The sequence below is a fragment of the Duganella kummerowiae genome (genome assembly GCF_053572355.1).
The window spans coordinates 41,878-67,067 of the sequence record NZ_JBKFEH010000007.1 but is presented as its reverse complement, the minus strand read 5'-3'; the positions used below and the strand labels follow the sequence as shown (position 1 = coordinate 67,067).

Below are 25,190 nucleotides of genomic sequence, written 5' to 3'. Positions count from 1 at the left end.
TTTTTGCCATGAGCCGCAATCAGGACCCAACCAGCAGCAGCACCGCAGCCGCCCGCCGCGCCGAACGCCAGCGACGGCACAATGAACGCATGGCGCGCCGCTATGAGCCGGCGCTGGTGCTGCCCGGCGCCTGGAGCGCCTGGTTCGATGGCTCGGCCCTGCCCAATCCGGGCCGCATCGGGATCGGCGCGCTGCTATGCGGGCCGCACGGCCAGCGGATAGAAATCAGCCGCGCCGCCGGCGAGGGCAGCAGCAGCGTAGCCGAATACCTGGCGCTGATCGCCGTGCTGGAGGCGGCGCTGCCGCTGGGCGCGCCGCAGTTGCTGGTGTACGGCGACAGCCGCGTGGTGATAGACGATGTGAACCAGCCCGGTCCGGGCGGCGCCAGCGGCCTGCAGGCGCTGCGCGCGCGGGCGCTGGAATTGATGGGGAAGATGGAGGCGGTCAGCCTGCACTGGCTGCCGCGCCACCGCAATGCGGCGGCGGATGCGCTGTCGCAACGGGCCCGAGGACAGGCCCCGAATCAGGCCCCGAGTCAGGCCGCCAGCGGCTGAGGATCGATCAGGCCCATCTCGTCGCTGGACATCAGGCGGTCGATGTCGATCAGGATCAGCATGCGCTCTTCCAGCGTGCCCAGGCCGATGATGTAGTCGGTCTTCATGGTCGAGCCGATTTCCGGAGCCGGCTTGATCTGGTCGGGGGTCAGTATGGTCACGTCCGACACCCGGTCCACCACCATGCCCACGGTGCGCTGGCCGATGTTGAGGATGATGACCACGGTGAACTGGTCGTAGGTCGGGGTCCCCAGCTGGAACTTGATGCGCATGTCCACGATGGGGACGATGGTGCCGCGCAGGTTGATCACGCCCTTGACGAAGCCGGGCGCATTGGCGATACGGGTCGGCGACTCGTAGCTGCGGATTTCGCCGACTTTCTGGATGTCGATGCCGTATTCTTCCTGGCCCAGCGTGAAGGCGAGGTATTCGGCGGCGGAGGACGTGAGCACGTCGCTGGCGGTGATGGACATGGGGGTTTCCTTAATGAGGTAGCCTGATCCCATAATGTTACCCTACATCAAGATAAAACGCATCAAATAAATGCATTGGGGCAATAATTTTTCCTCGAATCATCACATTCCCCAGTGGCTGGGTTGCCATAAACGTACGCCCCGCCGCCGCGCCTGCGGTATCATGCCGTAACAGCAGCAGCCCTCACGGAGAAAGATGAACACATTGCTCAGCAGCTGGCATCCGCGCCTGGTGGCGCTGGCCGCCGCCGCGTCCGGGGCCGACGGAGCCCATGACACCAACCACCTGCACCGCGTGTGGCGCAACGCCACCCTGCTGCTGGACGACCATCCCGAGGCGGACGCCCTGGTGGTGCTGGCAGCCTGCTACCTGCACGACCTGGTCAACCTGCCCAAGAACCATCCGGAACGCCACCTGGCCTCGCGCCAGGCCGCGCAGCTGGCCACCCGGCAGCTGGCCGAACTGGACTTCCCTGCGGCCAGGCTGGGCGCCGTGGCGCACGCCATCGAAAGCCATAGCTTCTCGGCCGCCATCCGCGCCGAGACCATCGAAGCGCAAATCGTGCAGGACGCCGACCGTCTGGACGCGCTGGGGGCGGTCGGCCTGGCGCGCCTGTTCTACACGGCCGGCCGCATGGGCAGCGCGCTGGCGCACCCGGACGATCCGATGGCCCTGCAGCGCGAGCTGGACGACAAGGCCTATGCGCTCGACCACATCGACACCAAGCTGGCCACGCTGCCTGGCAAGATGCAGACCGCCGCCGGCCGCCGCCTGGGCGAGGCCCGCATGCGCGAGCTGACCGCGTTCCGCGATAACTTCATCGCCGAGTGGGCCGCCAGCCCGGCCGCCGCCGCATGACGCCCGCCAGCGACAGCAAGCACAGCACGGCGGCGCCCTCCGCCCCGGCCGGCAACCTGAATTTCGTCCTGATCTGCGTCTTCATCGACATGCTGGGCATAGGCCTGATCGTGCCGGTGCTGCCGGTGCTGGTGGGCGAATTCACCGGCAGCCGCGAAAGCCAGGCCAGCTGGTACGGCGTGCTGGGCGCCACCTTCGGCCTGATGCAGTTCCTGTTCATGCCCATGCTGGGCGCCATCAGCGACCGGGTCGGACGCCGGCCGGTACTGTTGTATTCCATGGCAGGCATGTGCGCCAACTTCCTGACCACGGCCTGGGCGCCCAACCTGGCCTGCCTGTTCATCGGGCGCGTGATCGGCGGCATGTCCTCGGCCAGCATGTCGGTGGCCTCGGCCTACGCGTCCGACATATCCACGCCCGACAACCGCGCCAAGAGCTTCGGCAAGGTCGGCGCCGCCTTCGGCCTGGGCTTCATCTGCGGCCCGGCCCTGGGCGGCCTGCTGGGCAGTGTCGACCTGCACCTGCCGTTCTATGTGGCCGGCGCCCTGTCGGCCGCCAACTTCGTGTACGGCTACTTTGCGGTGCCGGAATCGCTGCCGCCCGGGAAGCGCGCGCCGTTCTCGTGGGCGCGATTGAATCCGCTGGGGGCGCTGCTGCGCCTGGCCGGGCGGCGCGACATCGGCGGCCTGGTGCTGGTCTACACCCTGATCACGCTGGCCCAGATGATGCTGCAATCGACCTGGGTGCTGTACACCAGCTTCCGCTTCAACTGGACTCCGGGCCAGAACGGACTGGCCCTGTTCTGCGTGGGCGTGGGCGCGGTGGGGGTGCAGGCAGGGCTGCTGGGCATCCTGATCAAGCGCTTTGGCGAAGTGAAGCTGTCGCAGCTGGGCATGGTCTCGGGCTGCCTGGCCTACCTGGCCTACGGCCTCACCACCCAGGGCTGGCTGATGTATGTCTTCATCCTGTGTAACATCCTGTCGTTCACGGTGGGGCCCGCGCTGCAGGGCATCATCTCCAAGGCCACCGGCGCCGCCCAGCAGGGCGAGCTGATGGGCTCTCTGCAATCGATCAGCAGCATAGGCGTGATCGCCATGCCGCTGGTGGGCGGCGAAATCCTGGCGCGGGTCAGCCACCTGCCCGCCAGCGACTGGCGCGTGGGCAGCACCTTCTACCTGTGCGCGCTGATGCAGGCCCTGGCCATCCTGGTGGCGTGGCGCTACTTCCGCCGCCACCACACGGCAAGCTGAGGCCGGGCATGGCATCGCGCCGCTTCCTGACTTTAGGCCGCGCCGTGCTGCTCGGCGCGCTGGTCTCGTGCATGGCGCCCGCCACGGCTGGCGGTTGCACGCGCGAGATCGTGGTGCCGGTGTCGGCCAACGGCATGAGCGTGTCCACCGACGGCGGCACGGTGCGCGGCATCTATCCCGACCTGCTGCGCAGCCTGGGGGCAAAACATGGCTGCAGCTTCAGCTTTCCCATCGTGCCGCGGGCGCGCCAGCTGGCCATGTTCGAGACCGGCGCGGCCGACTTGCTGCTGCCCTCCTCGCCGACCGAAAAGCGCGACCGCATCGGCGTGTTCGTGCCCATGATAGGCCACCGCGCCGTGGTGATAGGCACCGGTGCGCTCCAGCCCATCGCCAGTTTCCAGGACCTGCTGGCGCGGCGCGGGCTGCGGGTGGCCGTGGTGCGCGGGTTCGACTACGGCGGCGACTACGAGGCGCTGCTCAAGCGCCTGGCCGACCAGGGCCGCCTGTACGTGGAAGTGGACGTCAAGGCGGTGGCGCGCCTGCTGCATTCGGGAGCGGCCGATGTCACCATCATGGGGCCGCCGCTGATGGAGGGGGCGATACGCAATGAACCGCGCGTGGCCGGGCTGCTGGACAAGCTGCGCTTCTATCCGATACCGGAAATCCCCTGGTCGCACAGCGGCATCTATGTCTCGCGCAGCTCGCTGCCGGCGGCCGACCAGGCCCTGTTGCGCGACATGCTGGAGCGCGCAGCGCGTTCCGGCGTGGTGCTGGACGGCTACCAGCGCCTGTTTGGCCGCGAGGTGCTGTCCAGCAGCGTGCGCGGCCGCTAGCCCGTCTCCCTTCCTACTCCACCACCGGCAGCTCCACCGCGCTGGCCGCGCCACCGGCGTGGTAAACACGCAGCGTGGCCTTGCGGTAGTCGCCCGGCTGGGCGTGGAAGATGTTGTTCACATAGGTCTGCGGATTACGGTCATACAGCGGGAACCAGCTGGACTGGATTTGCACCATGACGCGGTGGCCGGGCAGGAACACATGGTTGGCGTTCGGCAGCGCGAAACGGTAGCGCTGCACTTGGTTGGGCGGGATGGCCGAGGGCTGCGACAGGCTGTCGCGGTAGCGGCCGCGGAAAATGTCCATGGCCACGCCCAGCTGGTAGCCGCCCATCTGCGGCTGCGACGGCACCTCGTCCGGATAGACGTCGATCAACTTGACGATCCAGTCGGCGTCGCTGCCGGTGGTGGACGCATACAGGTTGACCATGGGCGCGCCGGAGATGGTCAGCGGCGCCTTGAGCGGCCCGGTGACGTAGCTCAGCACATCGGGACGGTCGGCCACGAAGCGCTGGTCCTGCACCAGCCAGGGGCGCCAGACACTGGCGTCGCCCATGCGCACCGGGCGCGGCACGAAGGGCACCGGCTTGGCCGGATCGGCCACGTATTCATCGTAGCCGTCCGTACCGGGCGCGGCCAGCCCCAGCTGGTAGCCATCCTGCAGGTACATGGGCCGCAGCGGCGCCGGGCAGCCCTGCGCGCAGGCCAGCGGCCATTGGTGGAGACGCTGCCAGCGGTTGCTGCCGGTCTGGTAGAACAGCACCGGCGGCGTATCGGCGGCCGGCGCGCCATCCTTGAGGTACTGGTTGAGGAAGGGCTGCATCACATCTCGCCGGAACTGCAGCGCGGTGTCGCCCGTGAATTGCAGGGGACCGAGGCTGGCGCCGTCGTAATTGACGCCGCTGTGGCGCCACGGCCCCACCACCAGGTAGTTCCTGTCGTTGTTCCTGTCCTGCGGCTCGACTGCCGCGTAGGTGGCGTAGGCGCCGTAGATATCCTCCTGGTCCCACTGGCCGACCACGTACATGGTCGGCACCTTGAGCGGGCGCGCGGCCAGGATTTTGTCCAGTGCCTGCTGCTGCCAGTAGCTGTCGTAGGCCGGATGCTCGAACAGCTTGCGGGTGAAATTGAGCTGGTCCAGGCCGAAGCGCGCGGCGTAGGACGCGATCGAGCCGGCGCGCAGGAAGCCCTCGTAATCGTCGTACACGCCGGTGGGCAGCGCGTCGCCCGCGCCCTTGACGCTGGTCTGGCCGGCGATGTATTGCAGGTTGGGGGCGCGGAAGGCGCCGTTGTGGAACCAGTCGTCGCCGCGCCAGCCATCCACCATGGGACTCATGGGCACCGCCACCTTGAGCGCCGGGTGCGGATCGGCCAGCGCCATGAGCACCGTGAATCCCTCGTAGGACGAGCCTATCATGCCGACCTTGCCGTTCGATTCGGGCACGTTCTTGACCAGCCAGTCTATGGTGTCCCAGGCGTCGGTGGCATGGTCGGTGCGGGTGTCGTTGAGCGGGCCGCGTATCGGCCGCGTCATCACATAGTCGCCCTCCGAGCCGTATTTGCCGCGCACATCCTGGAACACCCGGATATAGCCTTCCGACACCAGCACCTCGTCGCCCTGCTGCAAAATCGACTGCATGGACGGGCTGCGGCTGCGCTGGGCGCGGTTGCTGGCGTTGTAGGGCGTGCGGGTCAGCACCATGGGCGCGTGCCGCGCGCCTTTCGGAATGACGATCACCGTGTGCAGCTTGACCCCATCGCGCATGGGGATCATGAGGTCGCGCTTGATGTAGTCGGCCTGGCCTTCCGGCGGCTGGAACCTGGCCGGTATGTCGGGCGCCATGGGCGGCGTCTGGGCCTGGGCGGTGGTACCTATCAGGGTGGACAGCAAAGGGGACAGCAGAATGGTGCGCAGGCGCATGTGGCGGCTCCAATGGACGGGCCCGGATCAGGCTCGGCGCCATCTTAACGTACGCGCAAGTTTCCCGCTCACCTTGACAGACCGCCGCCGAACTGCAACCATACGGGCCATGAAATTTTGCCCCGCATCCCGCACTGGCCTGAATTGGCGCCGCTCCTAGCGCGCGGCCACTGTCTTACCATAGTGATGTGATATTTTTATCAACGCCGCCCACGATCTGGCGGCGTAACGATACGGGCGCGCCAGGCCAGGGGCAACGCAAAGGAACCCTAGATGAGTCTGCCTGACCAGTCCAAATCCCCTTCCGTCATCCTGACCGGCGACCGCCCCACCGGACCGCTGCACCTGGGCCATTACGTCGGCAGCCTGCGCAACCGCGTCGCCTACCAGCACGAATACCGGCAGTTCATCATGCTGGCCGACTCCCAGGCCCTGACCGACAACATGGACGACACCAACAAGGTGCACCGCAACGTGGTCGAGGTGGCGCTGGACTACCTGGCCTGCGGCATCGATCCGGCCAAGTCCACCATCCTGATCCAGTCGCAAATCCCCGAACTGGCCGAGCTGACCTTTTATTACCTCAACCTGGTGACGGTGGCGCGCCTGGAGCGCAATCCGACCGTCAAGCAGGAAATCGTGCTGCGCGGCTTCGAACGCGACATCCCGGCCGGCTTCCTGACCTACCCGGCCAGCCAGGCCGCCGACATCAGCGCCTTCAAGGCCGCCATCGTGCCGGTGGGCGAGGACCAGATTCCCATGATCGAGCAGACCAACGAGATCGTGCGCAAGTTTAACCGCCTGGTGAACAAGGACATCCTGGTCGAATGCAAGGCGGTGGTGCCCGAGGTGGGCCGCCTGCCCGGCATCGACGGCAAGGCCAAGATGTCCAAGTCGCTGGGCAATGTGATCAACCTGGGCGCGACCGCCGACGAGATCAAGGCCGCCGTCAAGATGGTGTACACCGATCCGCAGCACCTGAAGGTCTCCGATCCCGGTCATCTGGAAGGCAACGTGGCCTTCATCTACCTGGACGCCTTCGACACCGACCAAGCCTCGCTGCAGGAAATGAAAGACCATTACGTGCGCGGCGGCCTGGGCGACAGCGTCGTGAAAAAGCGCCTGGAAGCCGTGCTGCAGGACATGCTGGCCCCGATCCGCGCCCGCCGCGAAGAGCTGGCCAAGGACAAGGGCTACATCATGCAGGTGCTGAAGGAAGGCACGCTGCGCGCGCGCGAAGTGGCGGCCCGGACCTGCGACGAAGTCAAGGCCGCGCTGGGCCTGAGCTACTTCTAAACCGTGGACCGGCCGCCCGCCGACGCCGGACGCCGTACCCGCCACAGCGGCGGGCGGCGGGCGCAGGCGGACGAGCGGCGCGCACACGACGGCGGCACCAACGCGGGCGCCGATGCGCCCCTCCCGCCCACGGCGCGGCGCAAGCAGCGCGGCGCCAAGGCGGGCTCCGGGACTGGCGCACAAACACCGGGCCGGGGCCCGCATCATGCCAAGCGGGCTGCCCGCCCGCTGCCGGACGCCACCGGCTACCTGGCCATCCTGGCCCTTATCCTGCTGTACGCCATCGCCGTGGTGAAATGGAATACGCCGTTATGGCCGGCCGCCATCTACGGCGTGGCCAGCGTGGTGACCTTCATTGCCTACGCAGTGGACAAGTCGGCCGCCCGCGACGGCCGCTGGCGCACGCCGGAGCGCAGCCTGCTGCTGCTGGGCGTGGCCTGCGGCTGGCCGGGCGCCATCCTGGCCCAGCAATGGCTGCGGCACAAGTCCAGCAAGCGTTCGTTCCGCATCGCCTTCTGGTGCGGCGTGGCCATGAATGTCGCGCTGTTCAGTTGGCTGGCCATGCGCATGGCCCACCTGGCCTGATCAGTCCAGCAGGCCGGACTCGGCCAGCATGTCCTGCACCAGTTCCAGGCGCAGCACGGGGTTTTCCTGCATCAGCAGGCGCTCCTTCTGGTCCAGGCCGACCCGCAGCAGCTCGCACCAGCGGTTGGCCACCCAGCCCGCCTCGTCCAGCCGGAACGGCGGCGTCAAGGCCATGCGCGACAGCGAAATCTGCTTGGTCTGCATGGAGCGTATCAGGGTGCCGAGGGCATTGGCCACGTCCTGCTGGTCTTCAGGAATGGGAATGGCGCGGTCCTCATCGATAAAATCGGCCTCGCCCATCCATAAACCATGCTTGAGCTGGCTGGCGGAGCGCAAATGAAAACGCCGGGTGCCTATGCATTCAATTTGCAGCAAGCCCGGCATGGGCGCCGACCATTCCTGCACGCGCGCCATGGTACCGGCCCCGGCCAGTAATTCCAGCTGCTCGGGGCGGCGCACCTCACTGCCCTGCAGCAGCGGCACCACGCCGAATTCCTCGCCGCTGTCGATGCAGCGCTTGATCAAATCCAGATAGCGCACTTCAAACACTTGCAGCGGCAGCCGGCCGTCCGGAAACAGGATGGTATTGAGGGGAAAGAGGGAAATGGAAGGCATGGGCGCCATCATCGCATGAAAACCGCATCGCCGCACCTTGGCGTCATTGGGAACACAAGGAGGGCCGGGCTTGAATAACGGCCGGGTAAAACCGGGAAAGCAAAGAGCCGGCATAAATACCGGCTCTCGAATAACATTACTTGATCAGGAAATCATCCTTGTTTTTACCTTCCAGCCATTTCGGCGCACGGCCGCGGCCGGTCCAGGTCTGGCCGGTGGCGTCGTCACGGTACTTGGTGGGCACCGGGGCACGCGACTTGACAGGCTTCTTGGCCGGATTGCCCAGATCGGCGAGGGTCAGGCCGTAGTCGCGCATGATGGCGGCGATTTTATCCTTGGCTTGCTGGATTTCGTTCTTGCGGGCGCTCTCGGCCAAGCCTTCCAATTCGGCGATCTTCGCTTTGTATTCCTGGTAAGTCGTCATCTTTACATCCTTCTTATCAGCGGTGAGGGATTTAAAATCGCACGTGAGAATGTGTGAGATTTCATTTCTACGCAAATTTACCATACATTTGGAGAAACACTCCAGACTTTCCTCTACAAATATCAATATAGGAACAAATCTGGAGAAATTCTACAACTGTTTGCGGACCCTGCGGCGCGCAGCTGGAATTGAATCGAAGCGAGGGAAATAAGGCAGGACGGGAAACTGCAGGGGCTTTAAATCGGGCTATGGCGCGATGTCCATAGCCCGCAAAACTGTGCTTAGAAGCCAGCGTTTACTTGCAGGAATACCGAACGGGACTGTCCGGCCACCTTGCCGAGATTCAGGTCGGTGTTGCGGGTGTAGCTGATCTTGTTGCCGATATTATTTACCCCGGCCTGGATGCGCACCTGGTCCTGGCCCGGCACCTTCCACGAGATATTGGCGTTCCACAGGCGGTAGGCAGCGATTTCACCCACGCTGCCGTCCGCGCTTTCGGCCACGGTATTGGCGGCGTCCGCATACTGGTGCGACTGGTAGGTGCTGTTGACGTCCACGGTCCAGGCGCCGCGCTGGTAGCGTACGCCTTCAGTATTCACGTTGCGCGAATAAAACGGCACGTCCTTGCCCTGATAGGCGCCATAGCGCTGGGTGGCGTCGGTATAGGTGTAGCTGGCGTAGGCGCTGAAACCGCGCAGCGGGCCGGCCTTGGCGAAACGGTATTCGGCGTGCGCTTCCAGGCCTTGGTGGCGGGTCTTGCCCAGGTTCTGGTAGGACAAGGGACTGGCGCTCATGTACACGATCTGGTCGGAATACAGGGTATGGAACAGGGCTCCGTCCAGCTTCCACTGCTGGCCGGCGTAGCGCGCGCCCAGTTCCGCCGTGCGCGCCGTTTCCGGCTGCAGGTTGTCGGTGGAGGCGGCCAGCGCCAGCATCTGGTGCTGGGCCGTGGCAAAGGCGGTGCTGTAGTTGCCGAACAGCGTGACGCTGGGGCTCAGCAGATAGCCGACGTTCAGCGAGGGCAGCGCCTTGCTGTTGCGCAGTTCCTGGCGGTAGGCGGTCAGCACGTTATCACGCTCCATCTCGACGTGCTCGTAGCGCAGGCCGGGCGTCACGCGCCAGCGGCCGTAAGCCACCTGGTCCTCGACATAGACGGCGTGGGCGTCGGTGCTGACGCCGGTCGAGCGCGACGTGGTGGTGGCGCCGGTGGTGGCGCTGATCAGCAGCGCGCGTTCCTCGCCCTTTTCGCGCAGGTAGCGGTAGCCCACCGACACGTCGTTGCTGACGCCGCCGATGTTCAGGCGCTGGGTGTAGCGCGGTTCCACGCCCAGCACATTGTAGTAGCGCGGCTGGCGCGAGGCGCTGGCAAGGCTGGCGTCCTGGGCGTCGGTGCGCTGGCTGATGACGGCGGTCTTGGCGTACCAGGTGCGCACCTCCAGCTGGCGGGTATCGGACAGCGCGTTCACATAGGTCAGGTCGGCGCCGGTGCGGCGGCCCTTCCATGCGTCGTAGCTGCGCAGCGACTGCAACGGATCTGCCGCGAACTGCGCCGTGGTCAGGCCGCCCGGCAGTTCCGAGCGCGCGTCGGCATAGGAGAACTTGCCAAACACCTGGGCGCGCGGCGTGAACGCGTAGCTGTACTTCAGCGCCACATCGTTCTGGGTGGTGCTGCTGTGCTGGCGGGCGGTCTTGCCATCCTGGCCCGAGTACAGCAGGGCCAGGCCCAGGCCATCGTCCAGGCGGGTGCCGACAAAGGCGTTGTACTGGGTGCTGCTATTGCCGCCCTCGTACTGGGTGACGCGGGCGCCGGCGTCGGCCACGGTCTGGCCGGCGGCCGGGATGGCGCGGGTGCGGAAGTTGATCACGCCGCCCATGGTGTTGGGGCCATAGCTGGGGCCGGTGCCCCCGCGCAGCACCTCGATGGCGTCCAGGTTGCCCAGCAAGACCGGAGCGAACGAGGCTTGCGGCATGCCGTAGGGCGCGGGCGCCAGCGGGATGCCGTCCAGCAGCAACTGGCTGTCGGTGGTGTAGGTGCCGTCCAGGCCGCGCACACCCAGGCTCAGCGAGCTGCCGCTGCCGACCGCGGCGCCATTGCCGCTCACTTGCACGCCGGGCACGGTGCGCATCGCATCTTCCACACCGGCGGCGCCGGTGGCGTCGATTTGTTCGCGCTGCAGCACGGTGCGGGCGCCGGGGTAGGTATCCACCGGGGTATCAATGTCGGACTGCTGGGCCCAGGCGGCGTGGGCAAACATCAGGGAGCAGGCAATGGCGATGGCGCTGCGCGCCGGAAGCATGGGATGGGTAGTCATGTGAGTGCGGTGTCTGAAACGGAGGCCGGATTATACGGACAAAATGACACAGGCTTAACCTTTCAGCCGAGTAACGATACACTCTTTTACATACTTTAATTACGTACACAAGGGCGCCGGGGCCAAAGTGCCCGCCGCCACCTCCCGTATCATGCCGGCCAGGCGGCAGGTGGCGGGCCCGGCGCCGTCCGGATCGGCCACCACCAGCGACAGCGACATCTTGTGGCGCTGCCCCACCCGCAGCGGCAGCGGCAGCAGCACGCCGCGCTCGAGCTGGTCCCGCATCTTGTGCAGCGGCACCCAGCCAAAGCCGATGCCGTTGCACAGCATGTCCATGCGGGTGCCGGGGCTGGTCACGGTCCAGCGCTGGCCGGAGCCCAGCCAGCCGGCCTCGCGCGGATTCAGGGTGCCGGAATCGCGCACCACGATGTGCAGGTTGCGGTTCAAATCATCGATCTCCAGCGCGCGCCCCAGCGCATGCAGCGGGTGGCAGGGATGGGCCACGGCCACGAATTCGATGTCCATCAGCGGGTCGCCCAGGAAGCCGGACGGGACCTTGCTGACGATGGCGATATCGACCCGCTTGTCCACCAGGGCATCCTCGGAACCGGACAGCACGGTTTCCTCCAGCATCAGCCGGGTGTGGCTGGCCCAGGGTTCGAAGGCGCGCAGCACCTGCACCAGCATCTCCATGGGGAACAGGCTGTCGACCGCGATGGCCACCTGCGGCTCCCACCCTTCGCTGAGGCTGGCGGCGATACGCTCCAGCTGAAAGGAATCGCTGAGCAGTTCGCGCGCCCGCGCCAGCAGGGTTTCCCCGGTTCGGGTCAGGCGCGCGCGGCGGCCGTCGATTTCCAGCAGTTCAACACCCAGCTGCTCCTGCAGCTTGGCTACCATGTAGCTGACCGAGGACTGGCTGCGGTGCAGGGCCTCGGCCGCTTGCGCATAGCCGCCGCACTCGACGATGGCTTGCAGCACCTGCCACTGTTCCAGGGTACTTTTGGGGATTTTCATAGGAGCTCCATAGTGCTCGCATGCTACCCCGGCCCGGCTTATAATGCACCTCTTTGTCTCCCCCCCAGGATAAACCCATCGTGTCCGACCGCCTTGCCGTATTGCCGCAGTATCTGCTTCCCAAGGGAGCGCTGACCAACTTCGCGGGCCGCGTGGCCGGCGCCAAGGGAGGCGCCATGACCACGCGTTTGATACGCTGGTTCGTGGGGCGCTACGACGTGAATATGGACGAGGCCGCCAATCCGGATATCGCCAGCTATCCCAGCTTTAACGAATTCTTCACCCGCGCCCTGAAGCCTGGCGCACGGCCCCTGGCTGACGCCGAGTTCATCTGCCCGGTGGATGGCCGCATCAGCCAGTTCGGCGCCATCGAGGATGACCAGATCTTCCAGGCCAAGGGCCACAAGTTCAGCACCACGGCCCTGGTGGGGGGCGACGCCGCGCTGGCGGCGCAATTCCAGCATGGCAGCTTCGCCAACCTGTACCTGAGCCCGCGCGACTACCACCGCATCCACATGCCCTGCGAAGGCAAGCTCACACGCATGATCTATATCCCGGGTGAGCTGTTCTCCGTCAATCCGACCACGGCGCGCGGCATCCCGGGCCTGTTCGCCCGCAACGAGCGCGTGGTGTGCGTGTTCGACACCGCTCATGGCCCGTTTGTCATGACGCTGGTGGGCGCCACCATCGTCGGCAGCATGGCCACCGTCTGGCATGGGGTGGTCAACCCGCCGCGCCAGCCGCAAATTTGCGAGTGGCGCTACGAGGACCAGGACATCGTGCTGAAACAGGGCGAGGAACTGGGCCGCTTCCTGCTGGGTTCCACCGTCGTCATGCTGTTCCCCAAGGATACGCTGACATTCAATCCGGCCTGGCAGCCGGCCGCCCCCATCCGGCTGGGCGAGGAAATGGCGCGCCTGGCGCGCTAATCATCGTGCAGGCTGGCATCCTCGCGCTCCTTGTCGGTCTTGCCCAGCCAGCGCGCATGCAGCCGGCGCTCGATCGGGTGCCCGAGCAGGAATAACAGCAGCACCAGGACCAGGGCGATGCCGGCCACGCGCCACTCGCCCATGCCGCACACGATGCCGATGGCGGCCGTGACCCAGATCGAGGCCGCCGTGGTCAGGCCGCGCACCTTGGACGCGCCCTTGTCGATCACGATCACCCCTGCCCCGAGGAAGCCGATACCCGTGATCACGCCCTGCACGGCGCGGCTGAGCGCGTCGCGGCTGTAGCCGCCGGACAGGCTGGCGAACTGCATGCTGGCCATGGTCGCCAGGGCAGCGCCCAGGGCCACCAGGCCCAGCGTCTTCATGCCGGTGGGCTTGCCATGCAGGTTACGGTCCAGCCCGATCACGCAGCCGAACAGCAGCGCCACCAGCAGGCGCCAGCACACGTCGCCGTAATCGATGGTCATGGTACGTAGGCCAGTAGCGCCAGCCAGCCCACCTGGCGCGGTTCGGTACGGAGCTGCTCGGTCATGATGGCGGCGTCGGCAGAGGGAAAAACCCATTATCGCCGCTGCCTGGCGTTTCTTCAATCAGCAGATTGATTATCTTGCATTATCAAGCTGACTATAATGGCTGGATGAAAACCGTTTGCGCCTTGCTCGCCTTGCTGCTCTGCCTATCTGCAGTGGCGCAGGACGACCCGGAGGTGCCGGTGGTGAAAGTGCCGGGCCAGGGCATCCGCTCGATGCGCGACTATCTGCACCTGCTGCCCGGCGTGCGCGAGTTTGGCGCCCACCATGCCCTGGCGCCCGATGCCGAACTGCATTTCGGCCTGGTGACCCTGGGCTTTCCCATGAAACCGCTGCCGCTGGAACACGCCAGCCTGGAGGCGGCGGGAGCGTGGTTCAGCACGGCCTGGAGCCAGGACCTCACGGTGCTGGAAGATGGCTGGTTCGTCCTGCCCGACTCGGCCGAGGCGGAAAAGCGCGGCGCCAAGCTCTACGTCTCGCTGCGCAAGAAGGCGCGGACGGCCAGCTGGGTGGTCGACGTACACACGCCGGGCTTGCCGCCCGCCATATACCGCCTGGGCGACCTGCGCCTGGAATGCCGGGTTTATCTGGCAATTGAATGGCATTCCTCGCGCGGACGCAAGCTGATGGGGGAACCGACTCCCGCCCCCATAGGCCCGCCGATGAATGAATTATGCGGCGGCCAGGATGCCATATTCTTCAATACCCGCCCGTGGCCGCGTCTGCAGGCTTATACGATTACCGACGGCGCCCGCACCGAACGGCATGAATTAAACGGCCACAGTATCAGCGCCGCATCACTAATGCTGGAATTAAAGGGCAAGCGCGCCTCCTGGTCCGACGATGCGCGCATTGAATTCATCTTCTATGACCGTTCGCACTGGACCGAGCGCAAGGATATTCCCTCCGCAGACCAGCACCCCCCCTGACCCTGGCTTATTTATGCCAGCCGCTAGCGGGAGGACAATTGACTGTCTTGGCGGCACTCGGGTCATGCAAAATGCCGGGCGCGTAATTGACGTTGGCACTGATATAGCATTGCATGCGGCCATTCTTTTTCATGCGTATATACCCTACCCCATCCGGCGACGTGTAATAGTCCGCAGTCATTTCACTGTTACCGATATACGCCTGGTCTATCTTCCCGCTCAACCTGTCCTTCCCGTCATCGCGTTGCTCGGGGACTGGCGGCGTTTTCCCGCGCAATTCCTTGTCGATCTTGCCGATCTCGCGCGCGGTCACGGCGCGCGGCGGCGGGTCGCCGGCAAACACGGGCTCGCCCGCGCCGGCACAGGCGTTCCACAGCCAAGTCATGCCAAATATTAGCTTTTTCATGCAGTTTTTTAGCGAGTCCGGGGTAGATGCTGCATTAAATCATTGCAGCTGGAGAGTGGCAAATGCTTCCTGCAGCATATCGAGAAATACCCGCGTCTTGGCAGGCATTAATTTACGCCCCGGGAATACCGCCCATGCGGTCACTTCCGGGAACGACCAATCCGGCAATACCCTGACCAATTGTCCCGACTTCAAGAATTGCGCGGCCAATTGTTCGGTACTGGCGCCGATGCCGATCCCGGTGGCTGCCATGCGCACCAATAACTCAGGAGAATTGGCCAATAAGCGCACCGGCAACTCGCGCTCCCAGCGTGTTTTCCCGCGCAACAGGGTCCAGCGTATCAATCCATTACTGCGCGGCGGCAGGCTGAGCAGGTCATGCTTGAATAAATCGTCCGGGTGTTCCGGCAGGCCGCATAATGTCGTATAAGAGGGCGCCGTATATAAGGCCAAATGGGTCATGGTCACGGGCCGCGCCGCCAGCGTCGTATCATCAGGCAGATTACCCATTCGTATGGCCAGGTCGAAATTCTCCGCCACCAGATCAACCCGGCGCGGCGACAAATCCAATTCCAGCGAAATATCGGGATAACGATCCAGGAAGCGCGCCAAGGCCTGGCCCATATATGGATTGGCAAAATCGGCGGGCATGGACACTCTTAATAATCCATTGGGCGCACCCTGGCGGTGCTGGGCCAGGGCGCCGGCCGCCTCGGTTTCCTGCGCCACGCGGCGCGCGTGCTCCAGCAGGCTGGCGCCGAATTCCGTCAGCACCAGCTTGCGCGTGGTCCGATGCAGCAGGCGCTCGCCCAGCTTGCCTTCCAGCAGCGTGATGCGGCGCGACACGGTGGACTTGGGCAGCTGCACGCGCTCGGCCGCAAGGCTGAAACTGCCGCACTCCACGATGCGGGCAAACAGCAGCAGGTCGGCGGGATCGATTTCCATAGATTGTTCCATCAGTGGATGAATGCTATCCATTCTATTGGATTCTCAGCGGGATTTGAAACGACTAAAGTACACCCATCGCAGCAGCAAACCCCTACACCCCGGAGAACAGTCATGAACATCCTGCAAATCAATTCCAGCGCCCGCAGCACCGGTTCCGAATCGACCCGCCTGGCCGACACCATCGTGGCAAAACTGCAAGCCGCCAACCCCGGCGCCACCGTGGCCCGCCGCGACCTGGCCGCCAACCCGCATCCGGTGCTGGACGAAGCCGCCTTGCAAGCCCTGTACACCCCGGCCGAACAGCGCAGCGCCGAGCAGGCCGCCCGGGTGGCCCTGGACGACGCCCTGATCGCCCAGGTGCAAGCGGCCGACGTGGTGGTGATAGGCGCGCCGATGTATAACTTTGGCATTACCGTGCAGCTGAAAAGCTGGTTCGACGCCATTGCCCGCGCCGGCGTCACGTTCAAATATGGCGCCACCGGCCCCATCGGCCTGTTGACCGGCAAGAAAGTCTACGTGGCCCTGGCCCGTGGCGGCGTGCACCGTGGCGCCCCCACCGACACCCAGCTGCCGCACCTGAAAATGTTCCTGGGCTTCCTGGGCATGACCGACGTGCAGTTCGTCTACGCCGAAGGCATGGGCATGGGTCCGGAAGCCGTGGCCAAGGCGCAGGCCCAGGCCGAAGCTGAAATCAACGCCGTGCTGGTCTGAACCCGCAGCCGGCGCCGACCTAACTTGAGGAGAATGCCATGAGCACCATGAAAGTCCAGCAATCGCGCACCGTGGAGCGCCTGATCAACGGCCAGGCCGTCATGGACGGCGCCGGCGTGAAGATCAACCGCGTACTGACCCAGCCCCTGCAGCGCCGCCTGGACCCGTTCCTGATGCTGGACGCCTTCGGCAGCGACCAGGCCAACGACTACATCGCCGGCTTCCCCAGCCACCCGCACCGTGGCTTCGAGACGGTGTCGTACATGCTGACCGGCCGCATGCGCCACAAGGACAGCGCCGGCAACGAAGGCTTGCTGACCAGCGGCGGCGTGCAGTGGATGACGGCCGGGCGCGGCGTGATCCACTCCGAGATGCCGGAGCAGGAGGAAGGCGTGATGGAAGGCTTCCAGCTGTGGCTGAACCTGCCCGCCAGCGACAAGATGCGCAAGCCCTGGTACCGCGACTTCAACGGCGACCAGGTGCCGGGCTACACCACGGCCGATGGCGTGGCGGTCAAGGTGATCGCCGGGAGCAGCAACGGCGTGGATGGCGCCGTGCAGCGCGAAGTGACCGAACCGCTGTACCTGGATGTGGTGCTGCCGCAAGGCGCCGCCTTCGAGCAGGCCATCCCGGCCGGCCATAACGCCTTCTTCTATGTGTACCGGGGCGAGGTGACCGTGGGCGGCAAGGCGGTGGCGGCCGGCCGCATGGCCATCCTGGCCAATAACGAAGGGGCCGACGGCGTGGCCATCAAGGCCGGTCCGGAAGCCAGGCTGATCCTGATTGCCGGCAAGCCGCTTAACGAGCCGATCGCGCAGTACGGCCCCTTCGTGATGAATACCCAGGCCGAAATCTTCGCCGCCGTCGAGGATTTCCGCGCCGGCAAGCTGGGCGAGGAAGCCCAGGCCTGACTGCCGCACCGTCTCCCGTGTATATCCCTTTTGGGCCGGCTGATTGCCGGCCCCTTTTTCATTCCAGCCCGCGCTGGTCTAGAATGCCGGAATGATACCGACCATACTCTCCTGGCTCAGGCAGCTGAGCCGCATCCTCGGCTTCGAGACCGCCGACTCCTTCCCGCCCGGCCATCCCTATGAACGCACACGCTGGAACGGCGCTTATTTCGATATCGCCTCGGACGTCAATCCGGAGCAGATCGAGGCGCGCCTGTGCGACGCCATCAGCAATACGCCGCTGGTGTTCGGCTACATCACCAACCCTACGCCGCGCATGCAGCGCGCCCTGCTGGCGGTGCTGGAACAGCGCATGCGCAACAACCGGGGCCGCGCCAGCGAGCTGGCCATCCTGCTGGTGGAAGCCTACGACAGTCCGCACATCAGTGAAATCATCCCCGGACTGCGCGCCGCCGTTGCCGCCACCCGGGGACAGGATTCGGGTGAACGGGCGCGCGCGCTGATGGCCTACCTGGCTTCGACCCAGTCGCCATTCGACGTGATCGACATGCATTGAACGAAAGACATGACCAGTCCCGCAATGGCCCTGTATAGTTGCACTTGCATGCTTGGCTTACATGCCTGTATTTCCATGATCCCATGAACCGCCGAGGTACCAACTTTGAGAATACATCGTATTCACATAAAAAATTATCGCTGTTTCGATGACCTTGAAGTTGAATTCGATCCTCAACTGACGGTAATAGTCGCGCTTAACGGCCAGGGAAAAACTTCATTGCTGGATGCTATCAAGGTTGCCATCTGGCCTTTTGTAGCCGGATTTGACCTTGGCAGCACAACCAACGACATTACCGGTATCCATATCGACGACGTACGCCGCGAACGCCAGCGGGAGCATGAGATGGAATGGCGTCTTCCCTCCTTCGTCGAAGGCAAGGGCATTATCGATGCCCGCCACTTGAGAGAGGATGGCCGGCTGTCTGCCGATATGCCGGCCGATACGCTCTGGTCGATGCGCAGATATCGCGACAGCGTTAAAAAAAACACTAAAACGAAAACGGCCGGAGTTGAGGGATCGCTGAGCCTGGAGGCATGTGCAGCAGCGTTTGAAGAGCGCATATTTTCTGATCGGACCGCCGCCCCCGATGACCTGCCTATGCTCGGATACTACGGCACAGGACGCTTATGGAGCCAGAAAAAATTGACGGGCGTGGCTGGTCAATCTGAAAGAGAAGCGTTCTCCAGGACTTTCGCGTATCGCGACTGCCTTGATCCTGCATCCAGCTACAAACATTTTGCGCAGTGGTTCACCCTTGCGTTCAAGGCGCTGCGCGATGCTCAGATCAGACAACTGGAACAGCGCAATCCGGTCAATGAAGCGATTCCGGAGGGCTTGCTGGCCCCGATAAAAGCCATCCAAAACGCTATCGACTCCGTCCTGGAGAAACATACTGGATGGCGGCGGCTGGAATACAGCGCTGAACATCAGGAGCTGGTGCAGGAACATCCCGAATATGGCTGGCTTAAGGTCAGTCAACTCAGTGATGGCATACGAAACATGCTGGCACTGGTTGGCGACATCGCTTATCGCTGCTACAAACTGAATGCCCACCATGGAGAGGATGCTCCCATCCTGACGCGTGGGATAGTGCTGATAGACGAAGTGGACATGCATTTGCATCCTGAATGGCAGCAGACAGTGCTTCCAGATTTGAGGTCCGCCTTCCCCCTGCTACAGTTCATCGTGACCACCCATAGCCCACAAGTCATCACGACGGTGGCGGCGCAATCCATCAGGCGCCTGGTTCATGAGTTCGATGAGGATCTCCAGCGCCACACGACGGTTATTCGACCCGTCACGCAACAGACCCTGGGCATAGCCAGCTCGGACGCCTTGGCCGAAGTCATGGGCATTGATCCAGTCCCCGACGTGGAAGCGGTGCGCGAATTGAATGAATACCACTCCCTTATCCAACAGAATCTACATGACAGCAAGCGAGGACAGGAGTTATTGTCCCGGCTGGTCAGGCACTTTGGCGCCGGCCATCCATTGATGTTGAACTGCCAACGGCTGATCCGTTTTCAGCAGTTCAAGCAGCAGCTGCCAATGAAGAAAGCTAACAATGCATAAGCTCCATCGAGGAGCAGCTCCCGCTTGCCTGTCCAGCTATCGCCATGGCTTACATAATTGGAGCGCCGTTACTCCGGCAGACAAGGAGCTGATTTGGCAGGCGCTACAATCCATGCAGGGCCAATATTGTGCATATTGTGAGTGCGATATTAGCAATGGCAGGCGCCACATAGAGCATTTCCGGCAAAAAGGCAGGGACGCGACGCAAACTTTCAACTGGAGCAATCTGTTTGGCTCGTGCCTGCGGACGGATAGCTGCGGCAAATTCAAGGACGAGCTTCCGCCCTACGATCCGTTAGCGTTGATCAAGCCCGACGCCGAAGATCCCGAAGAGTTTCTGATTTTTTTGAGCAACGGTGCAGTGGATGCTCGTGTTGGTCTTGTTGCCGCCAAGCGCCACCGTGCTCTCGAAACAATCAGGATTTTCAATCTGAACGGCTCGTTAAGGCAGATACGGCATTCTTTCGTTTCCCAATATGAAGCCCAGGGACAGGAGGCGGCGCGGATGGTAGCTGCCGGCGAATGCACCATTGAGGATTGCGCGTCTTTTTTTGAAAACGAACTTGCCGCCGCTGCAAACGGCCCATTCGTGACTGCTATCCGCCATACACTGCCGCCGTTCTAACAGCAAGCCGAACTGCCGGCGCACTGCGGTCCGGCAGCCATATGACAGGGAGACATATGACAGGAGACCATGGACATGCCCTCCACCGCCAGCCGCACTTCAAATCCCTCCAGTACAGTGGCTTGACAGACGGGCCGCGCCTGATCGTCACCGGCGCCGTGCACGGCAACGAGACCTGCGGCACGCGCGCCATCGAACGCGTGCTGCGCGAGCTGGACGAGGGCGCGCTGCGCATCGTGGCCGGCAGCGTGACTTTCGTCCCGATCTGCAATCCGCTGGCCTACGCAAAAGGCGAGCGCAGCGGCGACCGCAACCTGAACCGCAGCCTGTTCCCCACCGCGCACCCGGCCGACTTCGAGGACCGTGTCGCCAACTGGCTGTGCCCCTTGTTGGCCGAGCACGATGTGCTGCTCGACATGCATTCCTTCAGCGCGGTCGGCACGCCGTTCGTGATGATGGGGCCGCGCGACAACGATGGTCCCCTGCAGCCCTTCCGGCACGAGCGCGAGGAACGCGCGCTGGCGCGCCGCCTGGGCGTGCACCGTTTCGTCGAAGGCTGGCTGCAGACCTATGGCCAGGGCGTGCGGCGCCGCCTGCAGGGCAGCGAACAGCTGGAAACCACGCTGCGCTACGGCGTCGGCACCACCGAATACATGCGCAGCACCGGCGGCTACGCACTGACGCTGGAGTGCGGCCAGCACGGCGATCCACAGGCGCCGGAAGTGGCTTACCGCGCCATCCTCAACACCCTGGCCCACCTGGGCCTGAGCGGCGCGCCCGATCCGGCGCCGGTGGAGGAAGCAAGCATGGAGGCGCTGCGCATGGAGGAGGTGCACGACCGCCTGCACGAAGGTGATGTGTTCAGCCGGCCCTGGTCCAGCTTTGACCGGCTGCGGTCTGGCGAACAGATAGGACGGCGCGCCGACGGCACCCCGGTGCTGGCGCCGTGGGACGGGGTGATCCTGTTCCCGGCGGCCGACGCCGAGCTCAACACGGAATGGTACTACCTGGCCCGGCCCTATCCCGCCAGCGAGGTCTGATCCGGCATAATCGGGCCACCATCAAAGAGAGGAGCAAAAATGCAAGTACTGGCGACCATCGTGACCGGCTTGGTCATGCTGCTGCATGTCTACATCGTGCTGCTGGAGACGGTGCTGTTCCGCACCCGGGGACGACGCGTCTTCGGGCTGGACCGGGAACGGGCCGAGATCATGCGGGCGGCCATGTCCAACCAGGGCTGCTACAACGGCTTTCTGGTGGCGGCGCTGGCGGTGGGCTTGCTCCATCCTGTACAAGCCGTGGCGGCAGCCTTCACCACCTACGGCCTGCTATGCGTGGCGGTGGCCGGAGTGTGGGGCGGGATGACCGTGAAGCGCTCTATCCTGTTGATCCAGACCCTGCCGGCGGTGATCGCATTGGCACTGCGCGCCCTGGCTTGAAGTACCTCCTGCAAAATTTTCGCTCATATCGTAGAATTCCGATATTGAAATCGAGAGTAAGCGATACATATATCGTTTTATCTCGATGAGATAGACAAGGTAAGCAAGATGGATATCGATGCCATACACAAGGCGCTGGCCAATCCGGTGCGGCGCCAGATCCTGGCTTGGCTCAAGGAGCCGGAAACGTACTTCCCCACGCAGGAGCATCCGCTCAGCCTGGGGGTGTGTGCGGGCCAGATCGACCATCGGGCGGGATTGTCGCAATCGACCATCTCGGCCCATCTTGCGACCCTGGTCAAGGCCGGGCTGGTGACTTCGCACCGGGTCGGCCAATGGAATTATTTCAAGCGTAATGAAGCGGCCATCCAGGCCTTCATCCATCACATGAATACGGGCCTGTAAGCGGCCCGGCTACATATCAAGGGAATACATCATGGCGAATCTGTTTGATCCTGTCACCATCGGCGACTTGACACTGAAGAACCGCATCATCATGGCGCCGCTGACCCGCTCGCGCGCCAACGGCGGCGGCCGCGTGCCGAATGCGCTGATGGCGAAATACTACGAGCAGCGTGCCTCCGCCGGCCTGATCCTGAGCGAAGCCACCGCCGTCACCCCGCAGGGCGTGGGCTATGCCGACACCCCCGGCCTGTGGTCGGACGAACAGGTCGAAGGCTGGAAGCAGGTCACCGCGGCGGTGCACGCGGCCGGCGGCCTGATCTTCGCCCAGCTGTGGCACGTGGGCCGCATCTCCGACCCCAGCTTCCTCGATGGCCAGCCGCCGGTGGCGCCCAGCGCCATCGCGGCCAAGGGCCATGTCAGCCTGCTGCGTCCCGAGCGCCCCTACCCGGTGCCGCGCGCCCTGGAGACTGAAGAAATCGCCGGCATCGTCGAGGCTTACCGCAAGGGCGCGGAAAACGCCAAGAAAGCCGGCTTTGACGGCGTGGAAATCCACGGCGCCAACGGCTACCTGCTGGACCAGTTCCTGCAGGATTCCACCAACCAGCGTACCGACGCCTACGGCGGCCCGATCGAGAACCGGGCCCGCCTGATGCTGGAAGTGACCGACGCCTGCATCAGCGTGTGGGGCCCGGACCGGGTGGGCATGCACCTGGCGCCGCGCCGCGACGCGCACGACATGGGCGACTCCACTCCTGCCGAGACCTTCGGCTACGTGGCGCGCGAGCTGGGCAAGCGCAAGATCGCCTTCATTTGCGCCCGCGAAGCGATCGGCGAGGACAGCCTGGGCCCGCTGCTGAAGAAGGAATTCGGCGGGGTCTACATCGTCAACGAAAAGCTGACCAAGCAGAGCGCGCAACAGGCGCTGGATGAAGGCCGCGCCGACGCGGTGGCGTTTGGCAAGGACTTCATTTCCAACCCTGATCTGCCGCGCCGCCTGCAGATCGACGCGCCGCTGAACCCGTGGAACGCGCAAACCTTCTACGCGCCTGCCGAGCAGGGCTACACCGACTATCCGGCCCTGGCCTGACAACTCGTCCCGGCCAACACCGACGTTGCCGCCGGTGTCCGCACCCCGGCACCCCGCACCCCGGTGTCAGATCTGCCATTAGTACATGAGTACGCCTACCCAGGCAGGCCCATGTACCATTGGCAGACCTGACACCGGTTTTGTGACAAGATCTGCCATTAGTACATGAGTACGCCTACCCAGGCAGGCCCATGTACCATTGGCAGACCTGACACCGGTTTTGTGACACCAGTGTTGACGCCGGATTTGTTTGTTAGCGCGGCTGGGTGTAGCTGACCGGGATGAACTGGTAGTCCTTGCCAGCTGTTTTCACGTGCCCCAGGGCCGGGAACGACAGGTGGGCGGCGCCGATCAGGTAGCCGCCCTTGGCTGCAGCCGCAAACGCCGCCTTGCGCTCGGCGATGGCTTTCTTGCTGTCCGTGTCGAAGGCGATGCCTACGCCCGGATCGTCGAACTGCACCGCCTGCACGTGCAGCAGGTCGCCCAGCAGCACCATTTTCTGCCCCTTGCTTTCCACGATATAGGTGACGTGGCCCGGCGTGTGCCCCCCGTTCCAGTGCGCCTTGATGCCCGGCGTCAGCTCGGCGTCGCCCGTGATGGGCTGGAATTTGCCGGCCTGTACGTAGGGGTTGACCGAGGCCTGGGCGCCGTCGAACATGGCCTTGATGTCGGCCGGAGCCTTGTCCTGCTCGGCCTTGCTCAGCCAGTAATCGGCATCGGCCTTGCCGCCGCGCAGCACGGCGTTGGGGAACACCAGCTTGCCGTTCGCGCTCAGGCCGCCAACGTGGTCGGGGTGGAAGTGGGTGATGTAGATTTCATCGACCTGCTCCGGCTGGTAGCCGGACGCCTTCAGGTTGGCCAGCAACTGGCCCAGCGTGGGGCCGAACAGGCCGGAGGCGCCGGTGTCGACCAGCACCAGCTTGCCGCCCGTATTGATCAGGAAGGCGTTGACCGAGGTTTGCAGGGGACTTTTCTGGAACGATTTGGCCAGCGCGGCATCGGTCTTGGCGGCCGGCTGCTTGAGCAGCTGGTTGACCGGCAAGTCCAGCGTGCCGTCATTGAGCACGGTCACCTCGAAGTCGCCCAGGGTGGTACGGTAGAAGCCCGGCGCCTGGAACTTGGCGAAAGGGGCGGCGGCCTGTGCAGGCAGGACGGCGGCGGCCAGCAGGGCGGCAGCGGCGCAAGACAGCGGCTTGAAGGTCATGGTGTTCCCTCTTTTTGGAGTTGTTCAGACCTCTACAATACCTTAAAAACAATTTGCTGGTACGCAACGGCCCTGCTTGCCCCTGCGTCCGCCCCCAGCTAGAATGCCGGGCTAGTTTTTGAGCGGGGGACAATAATGAACGAACATGACTTGCTGCCGTCGGCGCTGCCGACCTGGCGCCAGCGCAGCGCGCTGCGCGTGCTGCACCTGTTCGGCTGGCGGCTGCTGTACCGCCCCCTGCCCGGTCCCCGCGGCATCGTGGTGGTGTATCCGCACACCTCCAACTGGGACTTCCCCATCGGCCTGCTGGGCAAATGGGCGCTGGACCTGCCGTTCCGCTGGCTGGCCAAGGATACTCTGTTCAGGATACCGGTGCTGGGCCGCTGGTTCCGCTGGCTGGGCGGCGAACCCGTGGAGCGCGGCACGCCGACCGGCATGATCAAGTCGCAGGCCGCTCGCATGCACGCGGCCGACTGGTACTGGCTGGCCATCACCCCGGAAGCCACGCGCTCCTACCGCCCCAACTGGAAAAGCGGCTTCTATCACCTGGCGCTAGAGGCGCGGGTGCCGCTGCTGCTGGTGTATATCGATTATCCCAACAAGATCCTGGCCGTGAAGGACCACCTCACGCTGAGCGGCGACCAGGAGCAGGACCTGGCCGCCATGCGATCCGTGTACCAGGGCCACCACGGCAAGTATCCGCAGAACGAAGCGCCCATCGTGCTGTCCGAGCGCCGTTCCGAACCGCGCGACTGAGGACAGTTCCGCGCGGCGCGAC

28 protein-coding genes are annotated in these 25,190 nt (G+C 64.3%); 18 read left to right on the top strand and 10 right to left on the bottom strand.

Going from position 1 to position 25,190, the window contains the following annotated elements; genetic code table 11:
* Positions 1-8: 8 nt before the first annotated feature.
* Positions 9-554: a ribonuclease HI family protein gene (locus tag ACLB1G_RS05955; protein WP_491626273.1), complete on the top strand. Its 546-nt coding sequence runs from the start codon at positions 9-11 to the stop codon at positions 552-554.
* On the opposite strand, the gene ACLB1G_RS05950 is transcribed toward ACLB1G_RS05955, so the two are convergent.
* Positions 536-1,027, bottom strand: coding sequence for a chemotaxis protein CheW (locus tag ACLB1G_RS05950; RefSeq protein WP_491626272.1), 492 nt, complete (start codon positions 1,025-1,027; stop codon positions 536-538). The genes ACLB1G_RS05955 and ACLB1G_RS05950 overlap by 19 nt on opposite strands.
* A 196-nt stretch (positions 1,028-1,223) precedes the next feature.
* Between ACLB1G_RS05950 and ACLB1G_RS05945 the strand changes: the two genes are divergently transcribed.
* The 3 genes from ACLB1G_RS05945 to ACLB1G_RS05935 are packed head-to-tail and all read left to right on the top strand — an operon-like array spanning position 1,224 to position 3,969.
* Positions 1,224-1,886 (top strand): HD domain-containing protein, encoded by a 663-nt coding sequence (locus ACLB1G_RS05945; RefSeq protein WP_491626271.1) that lies wholly within the window; start codon positions 1,224-1,226, stop codon positions 1,884-1,886.
* Positions 1,883-3,136 (top strand): TCR/Tet family MFS transporter, encoded by a 1,254-nt coding sequence (locus ACLB1G_RS05940; RefSeq protein WP_491626270.1) that lies wholly within the window; start codon positions 1,883-1,885, stop codon positions 3,134-3,136. Before ACLB1G_RS05945 ends, ACLB1G_RS05940 begins: the two co-directional genes overlap by 4 nt.
* A gap of 8 nt (positions 3,137-3,144) precedes the next feature.
* Positions 3,145-3,969: a substrate-binding periplasmic protein gene (locus tag ACLB1G_RS05935; RefSeq protein ID WP_491626269.1), complete on the top strand. Its 825-nt coding sequence runs from the start codon at positions 3,145-3,147 to the stop codon at positions 3,967-3,969.
* A 13-nt stretch (positions 3,970-3,982) separates the two neighbouring features.
* Here the strand turns inward: ACLB1G_RS05935 and ACLB1G_RS05930 are convergent, their stop codons facing one another.
* Positions 3,983-5,890: a CocE/NonD family hydrolase gene (locus ACLB1G_RS05930; RefSeq protein ID WP_491626268.1), complete on the bottom strand. Its 1,908-nt coding sequence runs from the start codon at positions 5,888-5,890 to the stop codon at positions 3,983-3,985.
* A gap of 273 nt (positions 5,891-6,163) precedes the next feature.
* Between ACLB1G_RS05930 and trpS the strand changes: the two genes are divergently transcribed.
* A complete protein-coding gene (trpS, locus tag ACLB1G_RS05925) occupies positions 6,164-7,186 on the top strand; it encodes a tryptophan--tRNA ligase (protein ID WP_491626267.1) in 1,023 nt (340 codons plus the stop codon).
* A 3-nt stretch (positions 7,187-7,189) separates the two neighbouring features.
* Entirely contained in the window at positions 7,190-7,771 is a 582-nt protein-coding gene (locus tag ACLB1G_RS05920) for a DUF1294 domain-containing protein (protein ID WP_491626266.1), read from the top strand.
* On the opposite strand, the gene ACLB1G_RS05915 is transcribed toward ACLB1G_RS05920, so the two are convergent.
* The 4 genes from ACLB1G_RS05915 to ACLB1G_RS05900 all read right to left on the bottom strand — a co-directional run bounded on the left by ACLB1G_RS05915 (position 7,772) and on the right by ACLB1G_RS05900 (position 12,136).
* On the bottom strand, positions 7,772-8,386 hold the full coding sequence (locus ACLB1G_RS05915; RefSeq protein ID WP_491626265.1) for an LON peptidase substrate-binding domain-containing protein: 615 nt from the start codon (positions 8,384-8,386) through the stop codon (positions 7,772-7,774). It lies immediately after the preceding gene.
* Between the two features lie 136 nt (positions 8,387-8,522).
* The gene (locus tag ACLB1G_RS05910) at positions 8,523-8,810 is read right to left on the bottom strand and encodes an H-NS histone family protein (RefSeq protein WP_491626264.1); all 288 of its coding nucleotides are present in this window, start codon (positions 8,808-8,810) and stop codon (positions 8,523-8,525) included.
* A gap of 281 nt (positions 8,811-9,091) precedes the next feature.
* A complete protein-coding gene (locus ACLB1G_RS05905) occupies positions 9,092-11,122 on the bottom strand; it encodes a TonB-dependent receptor family protein (protein WP_491626263.1) in 2,031 nt (676 codons plus the stop codon).
* Between the two features lie 99 nt (positions 11,123-11,221).
* A complete protein-coding gene (locus ACLB1G_RS05900; RefSeq protein ID WP_491626262.1) occupies positions 11,222-12,136 on the bottom strand; it encodes a LysR family transcriptional regulator in 915 nt (304 codons plus the stop codon).
* Positions 12,137-12,216: 80 nt separating this feature from the next.
* Between ACLB1G_RS05900 and asd the strand changes: the two genes are divergently transcribed.
* Positions 12,217-13,065: an archaetidylserine decarboxylase gene (gene asd, locus ACLB1G_RS05895; RefSeq protein ID WP_491626261.1), complete on the top strand. Its 849-nt coding sequence runs from the start codon at positions 12,217-12,219 to the stop codon at positions 13,063-13,065.
* Here asd and ACLB1G_RS05890 read toward each other — a convergent pair.
* The gene (locus ACLB1G_RS05890; RefSeq protein ID WP_491626260.1) at positions 13,062-13,553 is read right to left on the bottom strand and encodes an MgtC/SapB family protein; all 492 of its coding nucleotides are present in this window, start codon (positions 13,551-13,553) and stop codon (positions 13,062-13,064) included. The two genes, asd and ACLB1G_RS05890, sit on opposite strands and share 4 nt — an antisense overlap.
* 170 nt (positions 13,554-13,723) lie before the next feature.
* On the opposite strand from ACLB1G_RS05890, the gene ACLB1G_RS05885 reads away from it, so the two are divergent.
* On the top strand, positions 13,724-14,545 hold the full coding sequence (locus ACLB1G_RS05885; RefSeq protein WP_491626259.1) for a hypothetical protein: 822 nt from the start codon (positions 13,724-13,726) through the stop codon (positions 14,543-14,545).
* A gap of 7 nt (positions 14,546-14,552) precedes the next feature.
* On the opposite strand, the gene ACLB1G_RS05880 is transcribed toward ACLB1G_RS05885, so the two are convergent.
* Positions 14,553-14,951 (bottom strand): hypothetical protein, encoded by a 399-nt coding sequence (locus ACLB1G_RS05880; RefSeq protein ID WP_491626258.1) that lies wholly within the window; start codon positions 14,949-14,951, stop codon positions 14,553-14,555.
* Between the two features lie 39 nt (positions 14,952-14,990).
* Complete coding sequence (locus tag ACLB1G_RS05875) at positions 14,991-15,896, bottom strand: LysR family transcriptional regulator (protein ID WP_491626257.1); 906 nt, start codon at positions 15,894-15,896, stop codon at positions 14,991-14,993.
* 114 nt (positions 15,897-16,010) lie between these two features.
* On the opposite strand from ACLB1G_RS05875, the gene ACLB1G_RS05870 reads away from it, so the two are divergent.
* The 9 genes from ACLB1G_RS05870 to ACLB1G_RS05830 all read left to right on the top strand — a co-directional run bounded on the left by ACLB1G_RS05870 (position 16,011) and on the right by ACLB1G_RS05830 (position 23,208).
* Complete coding sequence (locus tag ACLB1G_RS05870) at positions 16,011-16,610, top strand: FMN-dependent NADH-azoreductase (RefSeq protein WP_491626256.1); 600 nt, start codon at positions 16,011-16,013, stop codon at positions 16,608-16,610.
* A 38-nt stretch (positions 16,611-16,648) separates the two neighbouring features.
* On the top strand, positions 16,649-17,521 hold the full coding sequence (locus tag ACLB1G_RS05865) for a pirin family protein (RefSeq protein WP_491626255.1): 873 nt from the start codon (positions 16,649-16,651) through the stop codon (positions 17,519-17,521).
* A gap of 91 nt (positions 17,522-17,612) precedes the next feature.
* Positions 17,613-18,077 (top strand): hypothetical protein, encoded by a 465-nt coding sequence (locus tag ACLB1G_RS05860; RefSeq protein WP_491626254.1) that lies wholly within the window; start codon positions 17,613-17,615, stop codon positions 18,075-18,077.
* A 105-nt stretch (positions 18,078-18,182) separates the two neighbouring features.
* Entirely contained in the window at positions 18,183-19,652 is a 1,470-nt protein-coding gene (locus tag ACLB1G_RS05855) for an AAA family ATPase (protein ID WP_491626253.1), read from the top strand.
* The gene (gene ptuB, locus ACLB1G_RS05850) at positions 19,645-20,277 is read left to right on the top strand and encodes a retron Ec78 anti-phage system effector HNH endonuclease PtuB (RefSeq protein ID WP_491626252.1); all 633 of its coding nucleotides are present in this window, start codon (positions 19,645-19,647) and stop codon (positions 20,275-20,277) included. The genes ACLB1G_RS05855 and ptuB overlap by 8 nt, the downstream gene beginning before the upstream one ends.
* A gap of 56 nt (positions 20,278-20,333) precedes the next feature.
* Positions 20,334-21,317 carry a M14 family metallopeptidase gene (locus ACLB1G_RS05845; RefSeq protein ID WP_491626251.1) on the top strand — a complete coding sequence of 328 codons (984 nt, stop codon included), beginning with the start codon at positions 20,334-20,336 and terminating at the stop codon, positions 21,315-21,317.
* Between the two features lie 39 nt (positions 21,318-21,356).
* Complete coding sequence (locus ACLB1G_RS05840; RefSeq protein WP_491626250.1) at positions 21,357-21,716, top strand: DUF1304 domain-containing protein; 360 nt, start codon at positions 21,357-21,359, stop codon at positions 21,714-21,716.
* 108 nt (positions 21,717-21,824) lie between these two features.
* On the top strand, positions 21,825-22,121 hold the full coding sequence (locus ACLB1G_RS05835; protein ID WP_491626249.1) for an ArsR/SmtB family transcription factor: 297 nt from the start codon (positions 21,825-21,827) through the stop codon (positions 22,119-22,121).
* 31 nt (positions 22,122-22,152) lie between these two features.
* Positions 22,153-23,208, top strand: coding sequence for an alkene reductase (locus ACLB1G_RS05830; protein WP_491626248.1), 1,056 nt, complete (start codon positions 22,153-22,155; stop codon positions 23,206-23,208).
* A gap of 253 nt (positions 23,209-23,461) precedes the next feature.
* Here the strand turns inward: ACLB1G_RS05830 and ACLB1G_RS05825 are convergent, their stop codons facing one another.
* On the bottom strand, positions 23,462-24,412 hold the full coding sequence (locus tag ACLB1G_RS05825) for an MBL fold metallo-hydrolase (RefSeq protein WP_491626247.1): 951 nt from the start codon (positions 24,410-24,412) through the stop codon (positions 23,462-23,464).
* Between the two features lie 135 nt (positions 24,413-24,547).
* On the opposite strand from ACLB1G_RS05825, the gene ACLB1G_RS05820 reads away from it, so the two are divergent.
* On the top strand, positions 24,548-25,168 hold the full coding sequence (locus ACLB1G_RS05820; RefSeq protein WP_491626246.1) for a 1-acyl-sn-glycerol-3-phosphate acyltransferase: 621 nt from the start codon (positions 24,548-24,550) through the stop codon (positions 25,166-25,168).
* The last annotated feature ends 22 nt before the right edge of the window (positions 25,169-25,190 follow it).

Coding starts and splice junctions, on each gene's coding strand:
- ACLB1G_RS05955 (WP_491626273.1), top strand. CDS start 9: ATGAGCCGCAATCAGGACCCAACCAGCAGCAGCACCGCAGCCGCCCGC.
- ACLB1G_RS05950 (WP_491626272.1), bottom strand. CDS start 1,027: ATGTCCATCACCGCCAGCGACGTGCTCACGTCCTCCGCCGCCGAATAC.
- ACLB1G_RS05945 (WP_491626271.1), top strand. CDS start 1,224: ATGAACACATTGCTCAGCAGCTGGCATCCGCGCCTGGTGGCGCTGGCC.
- ACLB1G_RS05940 (WP_491626270.1), top strand. CDS start 1,883: ATGACGCCCGCCAGCGACAGCAAGCACAGCACGGCGGCGCCCTCCGCC.
- ACLB1G_RS05935 (WP_491626269.1), top strand. CDS start 3,145: ATGGCATCGCGCCGCTTCCTGACTTTAGGCCGCGCCGTGCTGCTCGGC.
- ACLB1G_RS05930 (WP_491626268.1), bottom strand. CDS start 5,890: ATGCGCCTGCGCACCATTCTGCTGTCCCCTTTGCTGTCCACCCTGATA.
- trpS (WP_491626267.1), top strand. CDS start 6,164: ATGAGTCTGCCTGACCAGTCCAAATCCCCTTCCGTCATCCTGACCGGC.
- ACLB1G_RS05915 (WP_491626265.1), bottom strand. CDS start 8,386: ATGCCTTCCATTTCCCTCTTTCCCCTCAATACCATCCTGTTTCCGGAC.
- ACLB1G_RS05910 (WP_491626264.1), bottom strand. CDS start 8,810: ATGACGACTTACCAGGAATACAAAGCGAAGATCGCCGAATTGGAAGGC.
- ACLB1G_RS05905 (WP_491626263.1), bottom strand. CDS start 11,122: ATGACTACCCATCCCATGCTTCCGGCGCGCAGCGCCATCGCCATTGCC.
- ACLB1G_RS05900 (WP_491626262.1), bottom strand. CDS start 12,136: ATGAAAATCCCCAAAAGTACCCTGGAACAGTGGCAGGTGCTGCAAGCC.
- ACLB1G_RS05890 (WP_491626260.1), bottom strand. CDS start 13,553: ATGACCATCGATTACGGCGACGTGTGCTGGCGCCTGCTGGTGGCGCTG.
- ACLB1G_RS05885 (WP_491626259.1), top strand. CDS start 13,724: ATGAAAACCGTTTGCGCCTTGCTCGCCTTGCTGCTCTGCCTATCTGCA.
- ACLB1G_RS05880 (WP_491626258.1), bottom strand. CDS start 14,951: ATGAAAAAGCTAATATTTGGCATGACTTGGCTGTGGAACGCCTGTGCC.
- ACLB1G_RS05875 (WP_491626257.1), bottom strand. CDS start 15,896: ATGGAAATCGATCCCGCCGACCTGCTGCTGTTTGCCCGCATCGTGGAG.
- ACLB1G_RS05870 (WP_491626256.1), top strand. CDS start 16,011: ATGAACATCCTGCAAATCAATTCCAGCGCCCGCAGCACCGGTTCCGAA.
- ACLB1G_RS05865 (WP_491626255.1), top strand. CDS start 16,649: ATGAGCACCATGAAAGTCCAGCAATCGCGCACCGTGGAGCGCCTGATC.
- ACLB1G_RS05860 (WP_491626254.1), top strand. CDS start 17,613: ATGATACCGACCATACTCTCCTGGCTCAGGCAGCTGAGCCGCATCCTC.
- ptuB (WP_491626252.1), top strand. CDS start 19,645: ATGCATAAGCTCCATCGAGGAGCAGCTCCCGCTTGCCTGTCCAGCTAT.
- ACLB1G_RS05845 (WP_491626251.1), top strand. CDS start 20,334: ATGACAGGAGACCATGGACATGCCCTCCACCGCCAGCCGCACTTCAAA.
- ACLB1G_RS05840 (WP_491626250.1), top strand. CDS start 21,357: ATGCAAGTACTGGCGACCATCGTGACCGGCTTGGTCATGCTGCTGCAT.
- ACLB1G_RS05835 (WP_491626249.1), top strand. CDS start 21,825: ATGGATATCGATGCCATACACAAGGCGCTGGCCAATCCGGTGCGGCGC.
- ACLB1G_RS05830 (WP_491626248.1), top strand. CDS start 22,153: ATGGCGAATCTGTTTGATCCTGTCACCATCGGCGACTTGACACTGAAG.
- ACLB1G_RS05825 (WP_491626247.1), bottom strand. CDS start 24,412: ATGACCTTCAAGCCGCTGTCTTGCGCCGCTGCCGCCCTGCTGGCCGCC.
- ACLB1G_RS05820 (WP_491626246.1), top strand. CDS start 24,548: ATGAACGAACATGACTTGCTGCCGTCGGCGCTGCCGACCTGGCGCCAG.